The sequence below is a fragment of the Mycoplasma sp. 2045 genome, assembly GCF_024582715.1.
In the GTDB taxonomy this organism is placed as follows: domain Bacteria; phylum Bacillota_I; class Bacilli_A; order Mycoplasmatales; family Metamycoplasmataceae; genus Mycoplasmopsis.
This window is the reverse complement of record NZ_CP102083.1, coordinates 741024-765084: the sequence shown is the minus strand read 5'-3', so window position 1 is coordinate 765084 and position 24061 is coordinate 741024. Positions and strand designations below refer to the sequence as shown.

The 24061-nt window shown below is 27.9% G+C and carries 16 protein-coding genes; 13 read left to right on the top strand and 3 right to left on the bottom strand.

All coding sequences use genetic code 4. From position 1 onward, the window contains the following. Positions 1-224: 224 nt before the first annotated feature. The 6 genes from NPA13_RS03080 to NPA13_RS03055 all read left to right on the top strand — a co-directional run bounded on the left by NPA13_RS03080 (position 225) and on the right by NPA13_RS03055 (position 15528). Positions 225-2507, top strand: a complete 2283-nt coding sequence (locus NPA13_RS03080) for an ATP-dependent RecD-like DNA helicase (RefSeq protein WP_257089124.1) — start codon at positions 225-227, stop codon at positions 2505-2507. Next, on the top strand, positions 2507-3064 hold the full coding sequence (gene pth / locus NPA13_RS03075; RefSeq protein WP_257089122.1) for an aminoacyl-tRNA hydrolase: 558 nt from the start codon (positions 2507-2509) through the stop codon (positions 3062-3064). Before NPA13_RS03080 ends, pth begins: the two co-directional genes overlap by 1 nt. After that, entirely contained in the window at positions 3045-3920 is an 876-nt protein-coding gene (gene tilS, locus NPA13_RS03070) for a tRNA lysidine(34) synthetase TilS (RefSeq protein ID WP_257089120.1), read from the top strand. Before pth ends, tilS begins: the two co-directional genes overlap by 20 nt. Positions 3921-3976: 56 nt before the next feature. Then, positions 3977-6073, top strand: a complete 2097-nt coding sequence (gene ftsH, locus NPA13_RS03065; protein WP_257089118.1) for an ATP-dependent zinc metalloprotease FtsH — start codon at positions 3977-3979, stop codon at positions 6071-6073. A 93-nt stretch (positions 6074-6166) separates the two neighbouring features. Then, a complete protein-coding gene (locus NPA13_RS03060) occupies positions 6167-14575 on the top strand; it encodes an ABC transporter permease (RefSeq protein ID WP_257089116.1) in 8409 nt (2802 codons plus the stop codon). Further along, positions 14575-15528, top strand: coding sequence for an ABC transporter ATP-binding protein (locus tag NPA13_RS03055; RefSeq protein WP_257089114.1), 954 nt, complete (start codon positions 14575-14577; stop codon positions 15526-15528). The genes NPA13_RS03060 and NPA13_RS03055 overlap by 1 nt, the downstream gene beginning before the upstream one ends. Positions 15529-15661: 133 nt before the next feature. Here NPA13_RS03055 and lysS read toward each other — a convergent pair whose 3' ends face one another. Continuing rightward, positions 15662-17125 (bottom strand): lysine--tRNA ligase, encoded by a 1464-nt coding sequence (gene lysS / locus NPA13_RS03050; protein ID WP_257089112.1) that lies wholly within the window; start codon positions 17123-17125, stop codon positions 15662-15664. 222 nt (positions 17126-17347) lie between these two features. Next, positions 17348-17884, bottom strand: coding sequence for a hypothetical protein (locus NPA13_RS03045; RefSeq protein ID WP_257089110.1), 537 nt, complete (start codon positions 17882-17884; stop codon positions 17348-17350). A gap of 61 nt (positions 17885-17945) precedes the next feature. On the opposite strand from NPA13_RS03045, the gene NPA13_RS03040 reads away from it, so the two are divergent. Continuing rightward, the gene (locus NPA13_RS03040; protein ID WP_257089108.1) at positions 17946-18560 is read left to right on the top strand and encodes a ribonuclease HII; all 615 of its coding nucleotides are present in this window, start codon (positions 17946-17948) and stop codon (positions 18558-18560) included. Positions 18561-18627: 67 nt separating this feature from the next. Here the strand turns inward: NPA13_RS03040 and NPA13_RS03035 are convergent, their stop codons facing one another. Continuing rightward, complete coding sequence (locus NPA13_RS03035) at positions 18628-19014, bottom strand: hypothetical protein (RefSeq protein WP_257089106.1); 387 nt, start codon at positions 19012-19014, stop codon at positions 18628-18630. Positions 19015-19107: 93 nt separating this feature from the next. Between NPA13_RS03035 and NPA13_RS03030 the strand changes: the two genes are divergently transcribed. The 6 genes from NPA13_RS03030 (at position 19108) to NPA13_RS03005 (ending at position 23964) form a co-directional block, all read left to right on the top strand. After that, positions 19108-19662 carry an inorganic diphosphatase gene (locus NPA13_RS03030; protein ID WP_257089104.1) on the top strand — a complete coding sequence of 185 codons (555 nt, stop codon included), beginning with the start codon at positions 19108-19110 and terminating at the stop codon, positions 19660-19662. A gap of 115 nt (positions 19663-19777) precedes the next feature. After that, complete coding sequence (locus NPA13_RS03025) at positions 19778-19966, top strand: hypothetical protein (protein ID WP_257089103.1); 189 nt, start codon at positions 19778-19780, stop codon at positions 19964-19966. A gap of 53 nt (positions 19967-20019) precedes the next feature. Continuing rightward, the gene (locus NPA13_RS03020) at positions 20020-20817 is read left to right on the top strand and encodes a GNAT family N-acetyltransferase (RefSeq protein ID WP_257089101.1); all 798 of its coding nucleotides are present in this window, start codon (positions 20020-20022) and stop codon (positions 20815-20817) included. Between the two features lie 83 nt (positions 20818-20900). After that, the gene (locus tag NPA13_RS03015) at positions 20901-21701 is read left to right on the top strand and encodes an energy-coupling factor transporter ATPase (protein ID WP_257089099.1); all 801 of its coding nucleotides are present in this window, start codon (positions 20901-20903) and stop codon (positions 21699-21701) included. Continuing rightward, positions 21692-22939, top strand: a complete 1248-nt coding sequence (locus NPA13_RS03010; RefSeq protein ID WP_257089097.1) for an ATP-binding cassette domain-containing protein — start codon at positions 21692-21694, stop codon at positions 22937-22939. Before NPA13_RS03015 ends, NPA13_RS03010 begins: the two co-directional genes overlap by 10 nt. After that, on the top strand, positions 22939-23964 hold the full coding sequence (locus NPA13_RS03005; protein ID WP_257089095.1) for an energy-coupling factor transporter transmembrane protein EcfT: 1026 nt from the start codon (positions 22939-22941) through the stop codon (positions 23962-23964). Before NPA13_RS03010 ends, NPA13_RS03005 begins: the two co-directional genes overlap by 1 nt. Positions 23965-24061 lie beyond the last annotated feature (97 nt).

Here is a 24061-nt window from a genome sequence, read left to right as displayed (position 1 = left end):
TAAGTTATAAACAACCTTAACAACATAGTTATGCTAAAGTTATCCACAACTAAAGTGTCTAAAATGTAAGTAAAAAAGCACTTATTAACATATTTATATTTTATTGTTTTAAGTATGTGGATAACTTATCAAAAACAATCCAATTTGACACCTAAAATAAAGGGTGATATATAAAAATTAAATCTTTATAATTTAAATAAATAGATAGAAAGTAAGGAGAGAAAATGAAGGGTAAATTTATTAAGCAAATTAAAGGTGGTAAGGAATTAGGTTGAGCACTTATGTTATTTTTACCTGAAGGTAAAAGTCAAACATTCTTAGTTTTTGTTACAAATGTTTTTCCAAATTTATATAAAAAATATGAAGTTGAGTTTGGAGATAATCCTAAAGCTAGTTACAAAAACTCAAAAATTATTAAGAATTTAGAGTTGATAATCGAAGATGTGCAAACAGATTGAGTTGATTATCTTTCAAAAAATGTACCTAACATTGGAAAATTAACTGCCAAAAAAATAATTGATGAATTTGGACAAGATTTATTTACTAAACTAGCAGATATTGAAAATTATAGAGATGAATTGTTAAGTGTAATTACTGATAAACAACTAGAATCATTAGTTAAATATTATGAAGAAAATAGTGCAAGATTAAAATCGCTACTAAACTTAACTGAAGAAGATAAGAAAAATATAAATTTATTTAATAACCCAAGAGTTAGTGATTTAGTTGAAAAATTAGCAACTATTCACGGTTCTAGAGAATTTAACTTCATTGAATATTACAAAAACAACTCTCCTTATTACTTGTTTATAGATAAAGTAATTGATGATATTTTTAAAGTTGATACTTTTGCATTCTTATTGAATTGAACTAAAGAAAATTATCAAAGATACATAGCTTACTTATATAAAGTTGTTTGAGATTTAGAAACTCAAAACAGTACAATTTTTGATTTAGACACATTGCAAGTGAAATTCAAAAAAGCTATTGAAGATGCGAATATAAAATGAAATTCATTAATAAATGAAGAAGAAAGTGATTTTGCATTCATAAAAGACGAAATTGATGTAGATATCATTTTTGAAAGATTTATTAGAGATGAACATTTAATTCAAGTTTTACCTGGTTTCTTTACTTTGAAAGCCACATTTGATAAAGAAGCATATATTTACAACAGATTAATGAAATTAGCTAATTCAGAATTAATTTGCAAATTAAAACCTGAAGCTATGATTGATTTGAAATTCTTATCAAAGCAACAAAAAGCTGCTTATGATAATTTCATAAACAAAAATATTTCAATAATAAGTGGTGGACCAGGAACAGGAAAAACATTTGTTATTAAGCATATTTATGAAACGTTAAAGAAAAACAAAGTTAAAGCAAATGAATTCGCTATCTTAGCACCGACAGGCAGAGCTGCAACTAATGTTTCTATAAAGATTAAACATCAAATTAGAACAATTCACAGCTACCTACAAATAGCTAATACTGATGAAAAAATTTCTTTAGCTAATTTAGAAGAAATTGTTGATTTAAGAATTTTAATTATTGATGAGTTTTCAATGATTGATGTTAACTTATTAGATAAATTGTTAAAAGCAAGTCCTAAATTAGAAAAGATTGTTTTAATTGGGGATGCTTTTCAGTTACCAGCAATTGGACCAGGTAACTTATTAGATGATTTAATTTTTTCACAAAATATACCTACAACATACTTAACTAAGTTTTATAGAAGTGATTCAGAAACAATTTGAAAACATTTTTCAAATATTAACAGAGGTGAAGTTGATGATTCAATGTTTAAACCTTCTGAAGTTGATTTACTTAAAGTAGATAACAAAAACTTTCATAATGATTTATTAACGCTATATACAAAAGAAGTTGAAAAATTCGGAATTAATAACGTTATTATCCTTATTCCAACTTACAGACATCAATATGGAATTAATGAAGTTAATAAGAAAATTCAAAATGCAATAAATAAAAATGATGTTTTTGCAACAAATTGAAAAAACTATAGTCAGATTGAATATAGAATAAACGATAAAGTTATGCAGTTAGAAAATAGAAATAACGAAAATATTTCTAATGGTGATATTGGTTATATAACTGATGTTGTTTATGAGGATGCAACTTCTAAATCAGGTAACAAAAAAGTTAAGAAAATTAAAGTGACTTTCTATAGAGGGGATGAATGAAAAAAAGAAATTGAGTATTCATTAAGAGAATTTCAAGAACAAATTCAACTTGCATATAGCACTACAATTCACAAATTCCAAGGTAGTGAAATTGACTCTGTTATTATGGTGATTCATAATGAACACGCATTTATGCAAAGCAAAAAAATGCTTTATACAGGTGCATCAAGAGCAATTAAACACTTGCAAATATTTATTGACCAAAGTGTTGATTACAAAAGTTTAATTGAAAGAATACACGCAACAAGTGCTAATCAAGTGCATACAAACTTAAGATTCTTTATCCAAACAGAAAGAAGGGTGTAATGAAATTAATAGTTGGTTTAGGTAATCCAGGAGATAAATACAAATACACTAGACACAATGTTGGTTTTATGGTTATTGATAAAATCTGTAAACAAATGGGTGTCGAGTTAAACAAATCTAAATTTAATGGAGAATATGTTAAGTTAGATGATTTAATAATTGCAAAACCAATGACTTATATGAATAAATCAGGTGAATTCGTTCAAGCAATAGCTCAATTTTTCAAAATTAATCCTGATGATATTTTGGTTATTCACGATGAAAAAGACTTTCCACTAGGAAAAAGTGCAATTAAAATTGGTGGTTCAGGAGGAAGTCATAACGGTGTTTTAAATATTGTTCAAATGCTTAATACTCAAGAATTTAAAAGATTAAAAATTGGAATTAATACAGAACACAGAGAACCATTAAGAGATTTTGTTTTAGGTAATTTTACACCTGAGCAAATGTTGGTTTTAGAACCTGTGTTAAATAAAGCTGCTGAAGCTTCAATTTCATTTGTCTACAATGATATCCTAACTGTTATGAACAAATACAATGTCAAATCAAAAAACTAAATATTTACTAGCTGTTAGCGGTGGACCAGACAGTATGTTTATGTTGGATGAATATAAAAACAAAAACATAATTGTTGCTCACGTTAATTACAATCAACGTGCTGATAGTGGTTTAGATCAAAAAGTAGTTGAAGATTTTTGTAAGAGGCATAATATCATGTTTTATGTTTTAGAGTTATCTAAAAATGATTATGTTAAAGGTAACTTTCAATCTTGAGCTAGAGAGCAGAGATACAAATTTTTCAAAGAAGTTTATGTGAAAGAAAATTGTGACAAATTATTAATTTCTCATAATAAAGATGATTTTTTTGAGACTGCATATATGCAAAAGCAGTCTAAAAGAAATGTTTTATTCTACGGAATAAAACAATCAAATCTTATTAATGGAATTAATATTTATAGACCTTATTTATTTAAGTATTTTAAAAATACAATAACAAAGAAAAATCAAAAAAATCACACACCTTTTTGTTTTGATTACACGAACAATTTACCTAAATATTCAAGAAATAAAATAAGGTTGGATTTCGCTAAAAAAACGCTCTATAAAAATACATTTATAGCTTGTACACTAGTAAAAAACTTCTTTTTAAGTTTCAAAAGAAAAAAAATTCAAAAAGAATTTCAAATTTGAAAAGAATCAAGATTTAAGCAAGATGTTTTTGAAAAACTCAAGCACAAAAAACATTTAGTTTATCAATACATTCACACATATTTTTCTGATGAAAACATTGAATTAAGCTCATTGAAAATCAAATCAATTATTGATTTTATTCTGTCTAAAAACAGAACTTCAAAATACCTTTTAAAGAATGGTTTATATTTTGTCAAATTAAAGGGTGAATTGCTAAATTAATAAGGTATAATATAAAAAATATTAAATAATAAAACATCTCAAAGAAAGGAGATAAAATGCCAAGAAAAAGACGTTGACCTGGTATATTGATAGCTTTTGTTGTTGTTTTAATAATATCAGTTGGACTTTACTTAATTATCAGTAAGCTAACAGGTCCTCAAAATATTTCAACAAGCAAATTTGTTGAATACATCAAGGATGCAGCAAATAGTCAAGATGATGGAACATACTTTAAATTAATTAAGTTTGATCCTTTCACTAACCAAATGCACGGTACCCTTATAAAAAATAATAGTCAACTTGAGATTGTTGCACCTGGTTCATTCAACTTCATAAATGAAGTGTATGAAATTAAAGATCCTCTTAAAGAAGCAACAAAATTTGTAAATAATGGTGTGGTAAGTTCAGGAGAAATTCAAAATGCATCAGCACCACAACCAGGATTCTTCTCAACATACATTCTTCCATTTATTCCTACATTATTATTCCTTGGAATAATGTTCTTTATTTTTAGATCACAAGCTAAAATGATGTCAGGACAAGGTGGGGCTATGTTCGGTGACAATAGTCCTGCTCAAATTATTAAATCAGATAAAAAATTCTCTGATATTGCAGGAAATAAAGAACCAATTGAAGAAATTTCAGAAATAGTAGATTACTTAAAAAATCCTAAAAAATATGAAGTGTCAGGAGCTAGAATGCCTAGAGGTATCCTTTTAGGAGGTCCTCCTGGTACAGGAAAAACTTTATTAGCTAAGGCAACAGCAGGAGAAGCTGATGTTCCGTTCTTCTTTGTATCAGCATCTAACTTTGTTGAGTTATTTGTTGGTATGGGGGCTAAAAGAGTAAGACAAGTTATAGCAGAAGCACGTAAAAATGCGCCAGCAATTATTTTTATTGATGAGCTTGATGCTATTGGTAGAACAAGAGGAAGTGGTATTGGTGGAGGTCACGATGAACGTGAACAAACACTTAACCAACTTCTTGTTGAAATGGATGGTATTAAAGAAAACTCAGGGTTATTGTTTATTGCAGCTACAAACCGTACAGACGTTTTAGACCCTGCTTTAACAAGACCTGGACGTTTTGATAGGGTTATTACAGTTGGATTACCAGATGTAAAAGAACGTGAAGCAATTTTAAAACTACACGCTAAGGGTAAACGTATTTCAAATGATATTTCGTTTGAAAATGTTGCAAGAAGAACACCTGGTTTCTCAGGAGCTCAATTAGAAAACGTAATTAACGAATCTGTTCTTTTATCAGTTAGAGAAAATACAGGTATTATTACAAGAGATCAAATCGATGAGGCAATCGATAGAGTTATGGCTGGTCCGGCTAAAAAATCTAGAACTATTACTAAGGAAGAATTAATATTAGTTGCTTACCACGAAGCAGGACATGCTGTTGTTGGTATAAAAGTTCCTGGTGGTAATAAAGTTCAAAAGATTACTATTATCCCACGTGGTCAAGCTGGTGGATATAACTTAATGATGCCTGAAAATGAAAAATACAACTATACTAAAGAAGAATTATTAGCTTCTATAGCAAGTTTTATGGGTGGTAGAGCAGCAGAAGAAATTATTTATGGAGAAGATAAAATTTCAACAGGTGCTGCAGATGATATTTCGAAAGCAACAGCGATTGCTAGAAGAATGGTTACTGAATTTGGTATGTCTGATTTAGGTCCAATTAAATATCAAGAAGAAGAAGGTTCTCCGTTCTTAGGGAAAACTTTAGCTACAAGTTCATCAATTTCTAACCAAATTAGTCATGAAATTGATCTTGAAGTTAGAAAAATAATGTTAGAAGCTAAAAATATAGCTACAAAAGTTATTAAGAAAAATAGAGAACTTTTAGAGTTGATTAAAACTTCATTACTTGAAAAAGAAACAATTGTTGCAGAAGAAATTGAATACATTGCTAAAAACTTACAATTACCTCCTGAAAAAGAAAAATCAGAAGAAAAAGCTAGTTCTGTAGGTTTAGATGAATTGATTGAAATGACTTCTGACCCTAATATTGGACAAAGTACACAGACTGATTTTTACGATAATAAAGAAGAAAGTATCTCTACTGACTTAGTTTCAAATGAAGTTATTGATAGTGATAATTCAGTTACAGAAGAAGCAACTGAAATTGAAAAATTATAGTGATTAAACAACTGGTTTTCCGGTTGTTTTTTTATATAAAAATGCTTTATAATTAATAAATTAATTATAAGTAAATTTTTAAAGGTGGATTTTATGAAGAATTTGTTTAAAGAAGTCTTTAAGTCATTATTTAAAAACAAAGCTACTGTTATAGGGTTAACTATCCTTGTATTTTTAACAGCAGGAGTTTTCACTGTTTTAAATGATGCTGCTAAATCAATGAAGCAACAATATGAAGCTGCTAAGAAAAAATCAGTTTCACACAATATTACAATCGATTTAAATCTATCAACAAATGCGAAAGCATACAATGATGGATATTTTGTTAACGGACTTTCTAAATCAGATTCACTTGTTTACGAAAATAAAAGTGTTTATGATAAAGGGATTAACTATATAACGGATAATTACAAAAAAGAAGGTTATGTAATTGACTTAACAAGAATTACAGATTCATTTATTCCGTTAAGTTTATTTGTTGATGAGGAAAAATATAAAGACAAATACATTGATAGAGTTGACTTTATAAAAATCTACAACACTTATGACTTCAAGAATGAAAACGCAAGTTCATTAACATTGGATTTTGATAAAGCCATCAAAACAATGAGAATGAAAACTGATTTCATTGTTAACTTATACAAAAAAGAAAATGACTCATATTCACCTGTTACAACACAAGTTGTTTTAAATTTAAATGACCACTTTGTGCTTGATAAAACTTATAAATTAGAAGACATTGGATACATTACAACAGATACTGAAAGTAATGTTATTCTTTCTCAAGTTAAAACTTTATTCTTAAATATTGTCACAAAAGAAGCTACTTTTGACATGGTTAAAGGTAAAGAATGAATGTATGAAGGAGTTTGTTTAAGTGTTGAACCAGCAACACTTGCTGACAAACTTGGTTTTGATAAATATCAAAATAACAATTACATTTTCATTCTTAATAAAGATAAAAACTCAACTTTAATCAACATTCCAGAGGATGCTAAACCAACTGATGTTGTTAATGTTGAATTAAATTCAGAATTTGATTATTCATCTTTATATGATGAATCAAGAACATTAGATAAACCGATTCCATTTGTTTTTGAAACAAATCATACTTACAACATTCCTTTAAAATGAGCTGCAAAACAAGAGGAATACACATACTACCAAAGAAGAGTTTATGAATCAACATATGTAGATCCATTCAAGAAAAACTGAGATGGAGCATATGTTACATTTATGGAGAATTTAATTAAAGGAAACAATGGTGAATTACCATCAGAATTTAAAAAATTCTCATATTGAAATAAAAACTCACTTAAATACTTTATCCACTTTGATGAACAAGGTGTTTTAAAAGAAAACAAAGAGTTAATTTATGAGAACAATTCAGTTCTTACATATGATTTAACATACAATGAGCAACTTAGATTAGCTGATTTATCAGACCAACCAGGTTATTTAGATAGAGACTTTGCTATTAAAGAAATTATTATTAATGACTTAAAAACTCTTATTTTAAAAATTTATAACTTCACAAGAAAAGAAGTTGACAACCATCCAGAGTACAAGAGTAGAGTTCCGGAAATTGATGCATTAGCTAACGATGTAAACACAAGATTGCAAACTGCATCAATTAACAAATCACAATCAGTTTCAGAATTAACTGATATTTACAACAAGTTACTTAATGATGTAAGTGCTATTGTCCCAAACAATGTTTTACTTTTACCGGTGTTAAATTATGAAAAGAGAACAAAGATTCCTAATTATGCAGAATATGCATTTGATGGATATAAAACAATTGCACAAATTGAAACATCAAGAGATAGATTAACAGAAGAAGAATTTGACAATTTATCTAATAAAAGAATCTGAGATATCACATTCACAAAAATTAAAAATGGTGCTTTAGATATTGTTAAAAAAGATATCTACAACCAAGTTTCAGAAAAAGTTGGTGCAGATAACATAGGTATCAAGAAATCAATCACAATTGATGCATTCGACACATCTAAAAATGAAAAATTCGTATATCACTTTGTTAATATGGGTGATAATGAACAAAAGATCGATGGAATCAAAAACAATATAAACAAACTTTTCAATGAAATTGATAATCCAACAGGTTTATTTAATCTTTATTCAAATGTTGATGGTTACTTCAAAACTAGAGAATTACCATATTATGCAATTCACAAGATTTTAGGTGAAATTATTAATAACGTCATTCCATATGAAAAATACGTTTCATTAGATATGACATATGGACAAGTGAAAATTTATCAAAACTACCCAGAAACTAAATTATCTGAAGTTTGAGATAGATCAAAAATTTACAAATTAGCAAAATTTGTTGGAACAGAAACAGATGCGCAAGGTAATCTATTACCTGATAGCGACTTTAATCAATTTGCTGAATTAGGAATTACTTTTGCTCCATCAAGAGAACAAGATACATACTACATAATTAAACCTGTTTATGATGCTAATAAAAAGTTACTTTACTGACAAAATGTTTCATTATCAAGAAAAGGTGTTTCTGAATTTGATAAAGAACGTTTATCAACTGGTAGATTAACTTGAGAAGAAACAGATTCATACTTAGAAAACAATAAATTGACATTAATGGCAAAAATCAATCCAGAAGGATGAGTTGAACATAGTAATGAATTTGATAATGTTGTTTACTTACCTTTTGGTTATAGAGCACCATTAAGTGATGTTTTAAATGAAGCGGCTACACAACAAACTTTAAATAAAGCTTTTGAAAATATCCAAAAAGTATTGTTAGATAGCGATTTAACAAAACAAGGATTTTTAACTAAAGACATTATTTATGCATTTATTGAAGCTACTGAATATTCAGCTAATATAAATAAATTTGCAACAATTTTCTCATCAGGACGTATTGATTTAGGAATTATTCCTAAATTGTTCCTTGATTTCCTTTACAAGTTATCACACAATGTAAATGGTGATTATGCAAATAAACTTATTATTAACTTATTTACAAACTTAAGAAGATTTATTGCACAAAAAGATACTCTTGAAGAAAGAAAACAATATTTAACTGAGCAAATCCAAAAATTATTTAATGTTTTAAATGTACTTGGTGTAGAAATTCCGGTTAAAGTGGGGACTTTATCAAAATTTATTAAAGATCCTGTTGTTATGCTTGATTCAATTATTGGAATTATTGAATCAGTCAACTTCGTTAAATTCACAGAGCAATCAAACGATTTTTTCTTAAATGAACATGATCATTTAGTTGATAAAGAAATTACAAAAGCTGATGGAACTAAAGAAATTGTTAAGTACGTAAGAAAATTATCAACACTTGAATTAATTGAATGATTTATTAGATCAGTTGATCAAAAAGCATTCAAAACACATTTATTTGACTTATTAGATAATATTAACATTGCTTTATTAGCTGATGTTAATGATCAAGCTAACCCATTATATGACGTATTTAATTCATTTATGCCTCAACTTAAACCTATTTGACAAATTATTAACTTGTATCCAGGTTCAGCTGATAAATCATTTAAAAACGTTATAGATTGAACTAAGTATGTAATTAACTTATTTGATTTCGACATCTTTATTGATGCTGTTTTAAGCAAAAAACGAATGTTCTACACTGAACATCAAAGTGTAGATAGAGTAAACAAATATGCGACATCAGGAGTTGAATCAAAAGACTTTATTTATGGACTTATTAAATCATTATTTGCATTACCAGGTTCAAATAAATCATTTAAAGAATCAATTATTTCAATGTTTAACCTTTCAGATAAAGGGACAAATATTGAAATTGATGACAACGGATTATATTTAACAATTCCAGTTGCAGATGATGAAAAATTAGACTACTTTGACCTTCTTAACATCTTTATGTCTCCTCAACCTTCTTCAACAACTGAAGCAGGAGCAGATACTAATACATCTACATCAACTCAAAATTCATTAAGTTTATTTGACAAACTTTACAACTTTGTTCACTCATACAAAGTTAGATTTGAAAATTGAAATGGAAACACAGTTTCACTAACATCATTCTCATCATCAGAAACAAATGATGCTATGGGTGTGTTTGGATTTACTAAAGACAAAAGAGAAATACCTTTAAGTGAAGCTAAGCAATTAGTTAATGAATGAATTCAAGTTCTTAATTTAGTTGTGCAAACAACTTCAAATGTTAAATTACAGCCTAACTTATCAATTGGAGATATTTACAAATACTTTGCAGAATACAAGCCAATTGAAAATAATTCAGTTCACTCATTAGTTCAAGAAGCTATTAAGAAATTCTTAGATATTTCAAACAAAAATAATGACCCGTTCTTCTATGTGAAAGAAGCATATCCATTATTCAAAGTTTGAATGAAAATGTTTGATAAATCAGTAAATGCTGACAGTGGAAAAACTAAAGAGTTTGCTCTTGAATTATTAAAATTAGCTAACAATTCAGAAATATTATCTGACTTTAGTTCATTTGACTTAATTCAACCATCATCACAAAATATTGTTTCATTTGAAAAAACAGGGTTTGGTATTACTAAATCACTTGCAAATACTTTAAAACTTAAAGAAATCTTCTTTGCAAAAGATGAACAAGGTAACTACACAAATTCATTATTAGCTGAATTAATTAAAAAATTCCCTCAATATAAACAATATGTGCAAGATAATGAGTTAGAAATTATTCAATCATTTGCATACATTGCAACAGCTGAGTTATACGGTAAATTCAACACAGAACACTTCAGAGATGTTTACACATCAGAATTTACAAACATCGATTCAGTTGTGTTAGAAAACTTAATTAAAGGTGTATTTTCAAATGAATTATTTGTAAAACACTTTGATACATTTAACATTTACTTAAGTAACTCAATTAATGAAATTCCAGTTGTTAGATTAGGGATTTCAGATGCATTATTACACCCATTAACAATTGTTAAACATCCTGAAGTTGCAGTTTGATTCTTAACAAACACAAACAACCTAGGAGAAAGTGGTAAAAATAAAGCAAATATTGCTTACTTGATAATGGATAAGATTATTAACTTTGAGGAATTAGCTAGAAATGATGTTGAATTAAGTGAATTTATTAGTTCATTCGAAAAAGGAAAACCTGTGTTTGCAACTATTGGTAAAGAATGAATTTTAGATGTTGCTTTTGACAACGAAATCATTCAATACTGATATTCAAAAGTTGGAGATAACATTGAAAATTACTCACCATTTGGTGTAAACATTATTAAACTTATTGAAGATGTTATGAACACAATTACCGGTGTTAACAAATTAGATAACACGCTTAAATTTGACCAAACAAGTTCATACATTGCAAAAGTTAACTATGTATGATTAGCTAAAAACAACAAGAAAATTTACGATGGTGAATTACCAAATAATCCAATCGGAATGGTTGAATTAATCAAAAATCTTCCTGAAGATTACAAAATTAATGTAAATGGTTCAGAATTTATCATTATCGGTGATGATTATACATATGACAATATTTATCCAGTTGTGGATGAAGCAAACTTACAAGTTAATACAAATAACCAAGCTATTGTTTACGTTAACTCACAAGGGTTTGACAAAATTGCACAAGCTTACAGAGGAAATGTTGTTAAAGAATACTTACTTGTTAAGAATTCAACAAACTTAACAAATGAAGACCTTAAACAAGAATTAATTCAAGTTGTTAATAAAGCAACAAATAACTCAAATGATTTACCTAGAGTTTATCTAGATGATGAAATTGATGGAATTAACCCTGAACGTGCAATTAGAATTACTGCAGTTAAAAACTTCATTAAAGTAATCGGATTCGTTTCAAAAATCTTATTATCTATCTTAATTACATTAGTTGCTATCTCAATTATTTTCATTATTAAGAGATACATTACAAACAAAAACAAAGCTATTGGTATTTTAGTTTCTCAAGGTTATACACCATTAGAAATCTCATTATCAATGACTGTGTTCGCGTTCTTTACAATCATTATTGGAGGAATCGCAGGATACTTAACTGGTTTCTTAATACATGCTGAAGCTGTTAAGTTATTAAGCGATTATTGAGCTATACCGATTCAGACCCTAAACTTCTCAATAGTTTCATTTGGAATAAACATCATATTACCACTTGCAGCTATGTCTATACTTATTATTGTTGTTTCAATTCGTTCATTAAGATATAAATCAATTGACTTAATGAGTGGAATAACAGAAGTAAGTACAGGTGACTTCCACGCTAAATATGCAAACTTATTCAAGAAGAGAAATATTAAAACTAAATTTAGTGCTTCATTAATCTTCCACAGCTTCTGAAAACTGGCATCATTTGGTATATCAATCATTTTAGTTGCTATAACTACATTGTTCGGAATAGCAACCTTTGGTGAATTTGAATCATCAATTAGAAAAACATATAAAAACAGAAGTTACAATTACAAATTTGACTTAAGAACACCTACAATAGAAGGTGGTGGAATTAATCTGTTCACAGCACAAGATTTAGAAAACACACTTTATGTGCCTGTTGGAGATATTGCTGAAATTAACCAATATCAAAGCGATTACTTCAAACCAGGTATATCAACAGCTGTAAATAAACTTGCAATCAAAAATCCTGATGGAACTACATCATATAGATATCCAAATGGAAATCCTACAGATTTTGATGGACACGTAATTTCACAATTCTCAGTTAACATTAAGATTGATTCATCAGTTTCAATTGACCCTTGAGATCAAGTTTACAATTCATTACCTGACTCACAAAAATCAAGAATCACATCTGTAAGAAATGAAATTGGTAGAAGACTTGAAAGAACACAACCAAACTTACATTACAAACAAGATGGTGATAGAAAAATTCTTGATATGACTAAAATGATTGAGTTAGCTCAAGCAGGATCAGTTTCAGGATTCTTCCGTTATGTAGAAAATGAAACTAGCCCAGAATTAGGTAAATTTGTTTATCTTCAAGCTAACAAAAATAAAACTGATTTTGATGAAATAATAATTTCAACATCAGCTTATAGAAATGAATATAGAGAATTCTTAATCAATGGATACAAACAAATCTATAAAGAAAATGGTGAAATATTAAAACGAGATCCTAATGCATCAGTTGTAAGTGACTTCTTAGTTTCATTTGGTGGCTTATATTTTGACCCTGAATTTGATGAGCTTTATACATATGTAGATGCAAATCAAATTAAGAAAGGTAAAATCAAGAACGAAACTATTAAGTTATATGGTTACCAAGAAGATTCAAAACAAATTAAGATTAAATCTACTAGTGGACAAGATTTACTTAAATTAATTAACGATGAGTTTAGTCAAAACGGATTTGACGTTAACAATAAACCTATTCCACTTATCATTAACGAAGTTTCATCAAAAGCATTTAACTTATTAGTTGGATCTAAATTTGAAGTTGTTGTAAACAATAATGTAAATAGATTCAAAGATAAGATAAATGAATATTATGAGAAATTAGATAACCCTGAATATAAAGAACCAGAGAGACAAACTTACAAATTCATTGTTAGAGGTATAAACCCAACATATATTAATAATGAGTTTATTATTCCTAAAAAAGCTGCTGATATACTTACAGGATTAGATAAAGTTAAACATAACCCTAAATATGAAGTGTTTAACGGTATTATGTCTAAACACCCATTACCAATGCAATTATTATCATCAGCTGGATTATATTCAAACAGTGGTTACTGACCGGCTATCCAATCATTTGACACATCTACTTTAACAACTAAATATCTTGAAGATATGTTTGATGCATTATTTGGATCAAGACAAACAGTAGATAACTCAACAATCGATGGAGTAATGAGTTCTTTAGGATATTCAGACTTACAAATTGCTAAATTTATAAATCCTGAATATAAAGAAACTGAAAGTATTAAAGACAACTACTTATTAGCAAGAGCTAATGCAGAACAACACATTAACAAGTTTGCTAATATATTCAATAACAACTTATATATCCCTATGGCTAATACTTTAGATTCTAAAGTTATTGAAGTAGGTTACACAATGTCTATTGCGCAAACAGTTCAAAAAATTGTAACTATTGTGACAATCTTAGCATTCATAATTTCTATAGTTATATTGGTAATCATTTCAACAATTCTTATTGGAGAAAATGAGAAGAATATAGCTATCTGATCAATCCTTGGATATAATGAAAAAGAAAAAATTAAGATTTTCTATGGAATTTACTTACCATTTATTCTTATATCTATCTTAATAGCTATCTCATTAGCATTTGGATTTATATCAATCTTTAGTGGTTTCTTAACATCAGCTGCATCTATTGCAATTCCTATTGTTATTTCACCTCTAAACATATTAGTGACAGTATTAGTTATTCTAGGAGTATTCTTAGTAACGTCAATATTATCTTGAATCGGAATTAACAAAGTTAAACCAATTGATTTATTGAAAGGTAAATAATGGAAAATAAAAACGTAAATGTAAACAATGACACAAATAAAGAAACTCAAGAAGTTGTTGTTTTAACTAAAAAGACATCAGATGTAAAAATTACAAAGAAAAATGTATTTGACATTCTTGATGCTGATGGTGGAAGCAACAAAGTTGTATTAGACAGATCAATTGCTAGAGTTATTAGAAAAGCTTCAAACAAAAAGAGATCTAAAGATGGTAATGAAAAACTTAAAAACACAGGTAACGCAGTCATAGAAGTTAAAAACGTAAGTAAGTTTTACTTATCAGGAACTACAGCTACTAGAGTTTTAAAGAATGTTTCATTAACAATTAACAAAGGTGAATTTGTTATGATCTTTGGTAAATCTGGAGGTGGAAAAAGTACATTACTTAACCTTATAAGTGGACTTGATAGACCAAGTAGAGGACAAGTTATTGTATGTAATCAAAACTTACCTTACTACTCAGATTTCAAACTTACTTTATTTAGAAGAAAACACGTTAGTTTTATCTTCCAAAATTACAACTTATTACAAAATCTAAATGGTTATGACAATGTTGAAACTGGTGCTTACTTACAAAAAGATAAAAGTAAAAGATTAAACATTGATAAGTTATTTGAGGAATTTGAACTAGAAGATGTTAAAAACAAATATCCATCACAAATGTCTGGGGGACAACAACAACGTATTTCAATCCTACGTGCATTGGCTAAAAATGCTGAAATCATTTTCGCTGATGAACCTACAGGAGCACTTGATGATGCTACTTCAAAGATTGTTTTAAATTACTTATATGACATCAATAAAAAATATGGTGTTACTATAGTTATGGTTACTCACAACCCTCTTATAGCACCAATTGCTGATAAAGTTTTTACAATCAAGAACGGGAAAGTTGCTAACATCACAGTTAACAAAACTACAAAACATCCAAAAGATATTGATTGAAAAGAATAATTAATTATGTTGAATAATACTTACCACAAAATAGTGGTGAGTATTTTTTTATACCTTGGAGACTATGCAATAAGTACAATTGAACTACAAAAAGTATAATAAAAACAGACTTTAAAAGTCTGTAATTTAAATACTATTTACGTTTCATTGTAGGGAATAAAAGAACATCACGAATTGAATCTTTTTCAGTTAATAACATTGTTAATCTATCGATTCCAATTCCACATCCACCTGTAGGTGGCATTCCGTATTCTAACGCTTCAACGAAATCTCAATCAATGTCACTAGCTTCATCATTTCCATTGTTCTTTTCTTTTAATTGGTCTTCAAAACGTTCTAATTGGTCAATTGGATCTGATAACTCAGTGTACATATTTGCATATTCTTTTGTGTTAATGAACAATTCAGCTCTTTCAACGAATCTAGGGTCTTGACCTTTAGCAGTAAGAGGAGAAATTTCTAATGGATGTCCATATACAAAAGTTGGTTGTATTAATGTTTTTTCAATAAGTTCTTCAAAAAGTTCATTAATAATGTGACCTAATTGATGGAATTTTTGAATTTTAATACCATATGATTTAGCAACCTCAACAGCTTCATCAAATGAAATGTTTCTAAAATCTTTACCTGTAGCTTTAGAAACAGCTTCAACCATATCAACTCTGTTAAATGGTTTTGCCAAATCAATTTCAACACCTTTGTTAATAACTGTTGATTTACCTAATTTAGCTGCAACTCTTTTAATAAGTTCTTCTGTACGTTGCATCATTCCTTCAAGGTTTGAGTAAGCTTCATAGAATTCAATTGAAGTGAATTCAGGGTTATGAGTTGTGTCAATTCCTTCGTTTCTGAAAATACGACCAATTTCATAAACTCTATCAACTCCACCAACTAAAAGTTTTTTAAGAGGAATTTCAGTAGCAATTCTAAGAACAAATTCTTGATCCAATGCATTGTGATGTGTTTTAAATGGACGAGCAGAAGCACCTGATAAATAATCGTGTAAGAATGGGGTTTCAACTTCCATATATTCTCTTTCATCAAAGTATCTTCTAATTTCACTAATGATTTTTGTTCTATTTCAGAATACTTGCATTGATTCATCATTAACAATTAAATCAACATATCTGTGTCTGTATCTTTCTTCAACATCAGCTAATCCATGGTATTTATCAGGAAGTGGTTTAAGAGCTTTTGTTAAAAGTTTAATATTTTGAACTTTAACAGTAACTGCACCTGTGTGAGTTTTCATAACATTACCTTCAACATAAATAATATCTCCTAAGTCTAAAGATGATACTAATGCATTAACAGATTCATCATGTTCTTTTTTGTTGAAGTAAGCTTGAATTTTTCCGTGGTAGTCTTTGATTAAAATGAAAGGTCCACGTATTGTTAAAATTCTACCTGCAATAGCAACAGAAACTGGATTTTGTTCTAATTCTTCTTTAGATACATTTTCGTATTTAGAAGTTAATTCATCTGAATATGATCTTTCTTTTAATCCATCTGCTTTTGCAAAAGCTTCAATATTATTTTCTTTGTAAAAGTTTAATTTATTACGTCTTACTTGTTCTTGTTCTGTGTATTTTGTCATATCTTTTACTCCATTAATAAATATGTTTAAAGTATACCACTAATATTAAAAATATTAGTGGGGTAATATTAGAAACATAACTAATAAAATATTGATAGTAACATACCTATTTTTTATGGCGCTATAGAAATTATTTGATTTGAATTTTATTGTCTAAAAAACAAAAAAACTACCGAAATAGGTAGTGATTCCAAAATAAAATTCTTTTATAAAATGGTTGCTTTAGATCCTATCTTCTTTTACTTTTCTAGCTGAAATTGTCACGTGTTTGGGACAAGTTAACATTGTTTGATCTGGTGTGAATTGAACATATAAAACATTCTCATTATATTTACGATCATATTTAACAGTTCTTTCAGGTCTTAGAAATTCTAAATGAACTAAAGGTACATTAAATACTTCTCTTTGTTCTTCTGGAATTCTTAAATCAACAATTGGGTAAATTTCTACTGATCCACCCCAAAGTATGTTGTTTTTAATCATATCTTTTTCTTCTTGAGGGAAGAATTCATCAACTTGTTTAAATGAAGTTTCTAAAACTTTATCTTGTTGTTCATAAGATAAAATTTTAAATTGTGGATCTTCAGCTAACTCTTTTCTCAACACTTCTTTATACACTTCAAAGTCTAATAAATATTTTTGCTCTCTAACCATTAATTTAAGAACAATATCAAATGGAACAACATCAGCAATTGTTCCAAAAGCATATCTATAATCCTTATTGCACATATCGCAATGTGCTGTAACTAATGAACCCATAATATCTCCTTGTTTGGAATAAAATCAATATATTAATTATATTTAACTTTATAATTTACTTATGTTAGATTTTGAAAAGAATTATTGAGACAAATACGATGTCATTATTGGTTTAGATGAAGTAGGAAGAGGTTGTTTAGCTGGTGAGTTAGTAGTTGCTGGCGTGATTTTTCCTAAAGGATACTCAAATAGCAAAATTAAAGATTCTAAACAGTTAACTGAAAAACAAAGAGAAGAACTTTATGAAGAAATAGTCAACGATTGTGTTGAATATGTTATTGAAGTTAGAACTCTTGAACAAATCAATAATTCAAATCCTAAAAGAGAATCAATTTTAGGTATGGAATCTATTGTTAAAAAATTTAAAAACAAACCTGATTTGATAATTACAGATTATGAAAAATTAAATTTAGAAAACTATGAACAAATTAATTTAGTTAAAGGTGATTCAATTTCACTTTCAGTTGCTGCTGCTAGCATTTTAGCCAAGGTTACAAGAGATAGAATGCTTAAAGAATATTCAAAAATATACCCTGAATATGATTTTGATAATAACAAAGGTTATGGGACTAAAAAACATTTAGATGCTTTAAATGTGTTTGGTCCAACTAAAATACATAGAACTAAATACAAACCAGTTGTAGCATCATACGAAAAGCATCGAAAATATAGATAAATTGACTAGGATAACCTAGTTTTTTTAATAAAAAGCACTCAGAAAACTAAAGTGCTAGAAAATTAATCTATTTCATATTTTTTTCAGATTTTTTAGCTAATATTGAGCCTCCAAAACTAAAGATTGGGCCAAATACACAGGCTAAAATATATAATACTGCTATTGCAATATCATCTTCGCTTTTTCTGCGAAGAAGTCTAACAATAGCAATGATTTGTAAAAACATTAATATTATGTGAAGAATAAATGTAATCGTTGCTATGATTCAGATATTTACATTTGTTCCTATTGCAAGTATATATATTCGAGCAAATGATTCTGAAGAATAATAGTAAATTTGTAGTTGTACCACAACAACTGATCATATTATGTGTAGAATTCCTACAGAAATAATAATTATTCAAATTAATGATAATCAGAATATTGGTTTCGTATAATATTTTTTGTTTTCCATATATATCCCTTCGTTTTTATCTATATCCTTATTCTAAAAAAAAAAAAAAAAAGCAAAGTAGAAAGTGAAATATTTTTGTTTTATAATATGACTATGAAAAAAGAAGTGCAAATTAAAATTGAAATTCAAAAAAACTCAAGAATCAAGTATGAATACAACAGAAAAACAGGACAAATTGAAGTAGATAGAATCTTACGTGAAGATTTTGTTTACCCTTGCAACTATGGTTTCATTCCTGAAGCATTAGACTGAGATGGAGACGAACTTGATGTATTATTATATTCATCAGAACAATTCATTCCAGGTTCATTATTAAATGCAAGAATTATTGGTGCTATGAAAATGATTGATGACGGTGAAACTGATACAAAATTAATTGCAGTTCACGCTGATGATTACAGATTAGATCATATTAACTCATTATCAGACTTACCAAGACCATTTTTAGATACAGTTAAAACATTCTTTAGTACATACAAAAACTGAAAACGTCCAGGAATTACATCAGTTGATGGATTCGAAGATGTTGAATGAGCTATTGCTGAATATGAAGAATGTGTTGATTTAATGAACAAATATGGTTCAATGGATAAAAAAGAATTCATTGAATTAATGAAACAAAAACATCCTGAAAAATATGTTGCTTAATTAGATAATTTTCTATCCCTTAAGGGATAGATTTTTTTATTTCTTAACAAAAAATTTTATGAAAAAGTTAGATTTTAAGTAAAAAATTAACTTTTTACAAAATAAAAAGGAAAACATGAAGAAAGTTTTGTTTTTAAATAGTAATCTTTCGTTTAAAGAAAACTCTAGCTTAAGTAAAGTTACAAATAATGTAATTAAGTATTATCAAAACAAATTAGGAATCAATTTTGAATACATTGATTTAAGTGAGACAGAATTTTCTGAGCACATAATTGTACCTTTTTCTATACTCTACAAGTTATAAAAGTAAAATTCATAGTGATATAATTAACTGAAATTTGTCAACTGAGGAGTTTTATGACTTTAGACTTATTAAAGGAAGAATGATTTGTAAATAATTACTATATTTTTCTATATGAAAATAACTTACTAGAAAATAAATTAGAAAATAGCTGTTCCATTACCTATTTTCAAAATGGATTGGTAATTAACACTTTTAGAAATGATGCATATTCTGCATTTATATCTAATGTAAACTACAAAAAAGAAAATGTGGAGAAAATTATTAAATTGCTTTCAGATTTTTCACCAACTGTAATAACTTATGGTAATGCTTGCTTGAACTTGGTTCATCAGATTAGTAATCTTAATAATCATGAAATTTACAATCAAACTATTGCTGCATTAGATAAAGATGATTTTGTTTTTAGTGAAGCAAAAGAAGAAGCATTAGATAAAAAGATATTAATTAAAAGAGTTGATTTATTTGATTTTGATGAAATCAAAAAATTCCTCGAAGAAGAAAATTTTTATCCAAACTCAAGAAATCATTGAGTTGATTCTTATAAAAAATATGTTCTAGAAAATAACTTAAACTATGGTTATATAGCTTTAAAAGATAAAAAAGTAATTTCTCATGCTTGTGTTGTTTATACAAATTCTAAAAACGCAGTAATTTGAGGAGTAGCAACAAATCCAGAATTTAGAGGTCTAGGCTTAGCTTCGCATTTAGTTTCACTACTATGTAAGGATATATTAAACAATAACCTTGAACCACTTTTATATTACACAGAAGAAAAGATTGGTAACTTATACAAAAAGTTAGGATTTAAAGATAAAGCACAATATTTTATAGCTTCAAAAGTTGAAAATTAGTTAAATAAATTAAATTTATTTAAAAATAATAATTTTCCATAAGAAAGCTATCAAAATATTGCTTTTTTATTAAAATTATATTTATGATTAAGGTAGATAACATTACATTCAGATATAGAGAAACAGATACTCAACCAGCATTGAAAAATGTTTCTTTTTCTATTGAAAAAGGTGAGTATGTTGCTATATTAGGGCACAATGGTTCAGGTAAAAGTACTTTGTCAAAAGTACTTGTAACTTTACTTAAACCTCAAAGCGGTTCAATTAGCATTGATGGAATTGAATATTCAAAAGAGAACTTACTTAAGATTAGAAAGAAAATTGGGATTATTTTTCAAAATCCAGATAACCAGTTTGTAGGTTCTAGTGTTGAAGATGATATTGCATTTGGATTAGAAAATAGAAACATTCCACATGAAGAAATGCATAAGCTAGTTAAAAAATATGCAGCAAAAGTTGATATGGATAACTTACTAGAAAGAGAACCTGAAAGCTTAAGTGGTGGGCAAAAACAAAGGGTTGCTATTGCTGCAATTTTAGCTTTAAATCCTGATGTTATTATTTTCGATGAAGTTACATCAATGCTTGACCCAAAAGGTAAATCAAGCGTTATTCAAATAATCAAGGAAATTAAAGAACAAAAAGATAAAACCTTAATCTCAATTACACACGACATGGATGAAGCAATTTTAGCTGATAAATGTTTAGTTTTTGCTAAAGGAAAATTAATTGCAGCTGGCTCACCAAAAGAAATATTAAAGAACCAAGAAATTATTGAAATAGCGAAAATTGAATCTCCATTTATTTACAGAATGAGCACAATGATTAATGGAATTGAACCAACATACAATGAAAGTGAGTTAATAGAAGAAATATGCAAATAAAAGTAAAAAAATTAACTCATACATTTAGTGTAAAGACACCTTGAGAATTTACTGCATTAAAAGATGTATCTGCAACAATTAAGCAAGGTGAATATGTTGGTATTATTGGTGCTACTGGTTCAGGAAAGACTACATTAATCGAACATTTAAATAGATTACTAGAACCTACAAATGGAGTAATCGAATGAGTTTATAAGGATAATATTAGAAGAACATATGGCTATGAACTATCGAAACTATTAGTTTCATTAGACAAAAAATATTATGATAAAAATGATCCTAAATATAAAGCAGAGCTTAAAGAAAAAAGTGCTCAAATTAAAAAAGAAATTAAAGCTAATGATAAGCAAATTAAAGAGTTAGAAAAAATCTATAAAAAAGAATACAAGATAGCTTACAACAAATTTAGTGAAGAATACAGTCAGCATCAAACTGAAAGAAAATCAAAACTTAAAAACAAGTTTAAATTTTCATTTAGTAAAGAAGTTGAATTGTTCAAAAATGAATTTGATGCTAACTCTGAGACATTAAAGAAAATTAATAAGCTTAAATATGTTGAAGATTTTGTGACTCAACAAACATACAAAAGCAAAATCAAATCATTAAGATCTATGCCTAAAAAAATTAGACAAAGAGTTGCTATAGCTTTTCAATTTGCAGAATATCAGTTATTTAAAGGAACAATAATTGAGGATATTGCATTTGGTCCGATGGCTTATGGTGTTCCAAAAATTAAAGCTTATGAAAAAGCTAGAGAATGTTTAAAACTTGTAGGATTAGGTGAAGAATATTTAGAAAGAAGCCCCTTTGAACTCAGTGGTGGACAAAAAAGAAGAGTTGCTCTTGCTGGGATTTTAGCAATGGAACCTGATTTCTTAGTTGTTGACGAACCTACGGCTGGACTTGATCCTCAAGGTGTTGATGAAATTTTAGAAATTCTTAATAACTTACATAAATCAGGAAAAACTATCATCAATGTAACTCATGATTTAGATAACATTTTAAAATACTCAAAACGTATTTTACTTATGAAAAATGGACAAATTGTTAATGATGGTGAACCTTATGATGTTTTAAATGATGTTGAGTTTTTAAAGGAAAACAATCTTCAGCCACCACATTTATTAGAGTTTGCTAATAAATTAAGAAAAAGAGGTGTAGATATACCAAAAGTAACATCAGAAGAAGAATTGGCTTTCTATATTAACAAACATATGGAAAGTAAGAAGGGAGTGTAATGAAAAGTGTATTTGGTCGTTACATTCCAGGTGATGGATTTTTATATAAATTAGATCCTAGATTTAAGTTACTTATGGTTATTGTTTATATTGTAATGGTGTTTATGGTTAGATATTTCATTGATATGGTTATCTTACTTTTACCTCTTGTTATTATGTATATTTACACAAATAAAAGAGTAAGACCATTACTTAAAATGCTTAAGTTACCTATCTTTGTGTCTGTTGTAATTTTTGCAGTCAACTTGTACACTATAACAAACGAAACAGTACATAATGATATTGCTAATATGTTGAGCAAATCATATTTAAAAGATCATCAAGATGTAAATAGGTTAGCTCAAGCTTACTGGACGAATGGATTCTGAAGTTTTAACACTTCAGCAAGCAAAACTTTTTATAACACAATAATAGACACAAATGGTGTGTTATCTGTTTTTAAAGGTGAACATTCAGATGCTCTTATTCAAAAAGTTCAATATGGTGTTTCATTAGATAATATCAATAAAACATTGAGTTTATTTTTAAGAATTTACACAATGATTTTAATTACTACATTGTTAACAAACACAACAAGACCAATATTATTAACAAAAGCAATTGAAGATCTTTTATATCCACTTAAATTCATTTTTGTACCTACACACGTTATTGCGATGATTGTTTCGATCGCACTTAGATTCATACCAACATTAATTGATGAATCAAATAGAATTATCAAAGCACAATCATCACGTGGTGTAGACTTCAAGCACGGGAATATTAAAGAAAAAATTGATGCATTTACTACATTGATTATTCCTTTATTCGTTTCATCATTCTCAAAAGCTGAAGATTTAGCTAACTCAATGGAAACAAGAGGATACGATCCATATGCTAAGAGAACTAAATATAGAAAAATTAAACAATCTTGAATTGATTTAATTTCTTTATTAGTTATATTAGCTATATTATCATTCTTAATTGTAAATATTGTGTATCCAAATTACTTACCATTTGGGTACATTGCAACAAGAATTATTTAATTTTTAGGTCTATAAATCACACGTAAAAAAATGCGTGTGATTTATTTTTTTATATTATAATATATCTAAATTTATACAGCTGTAAAGCACTAGCGCT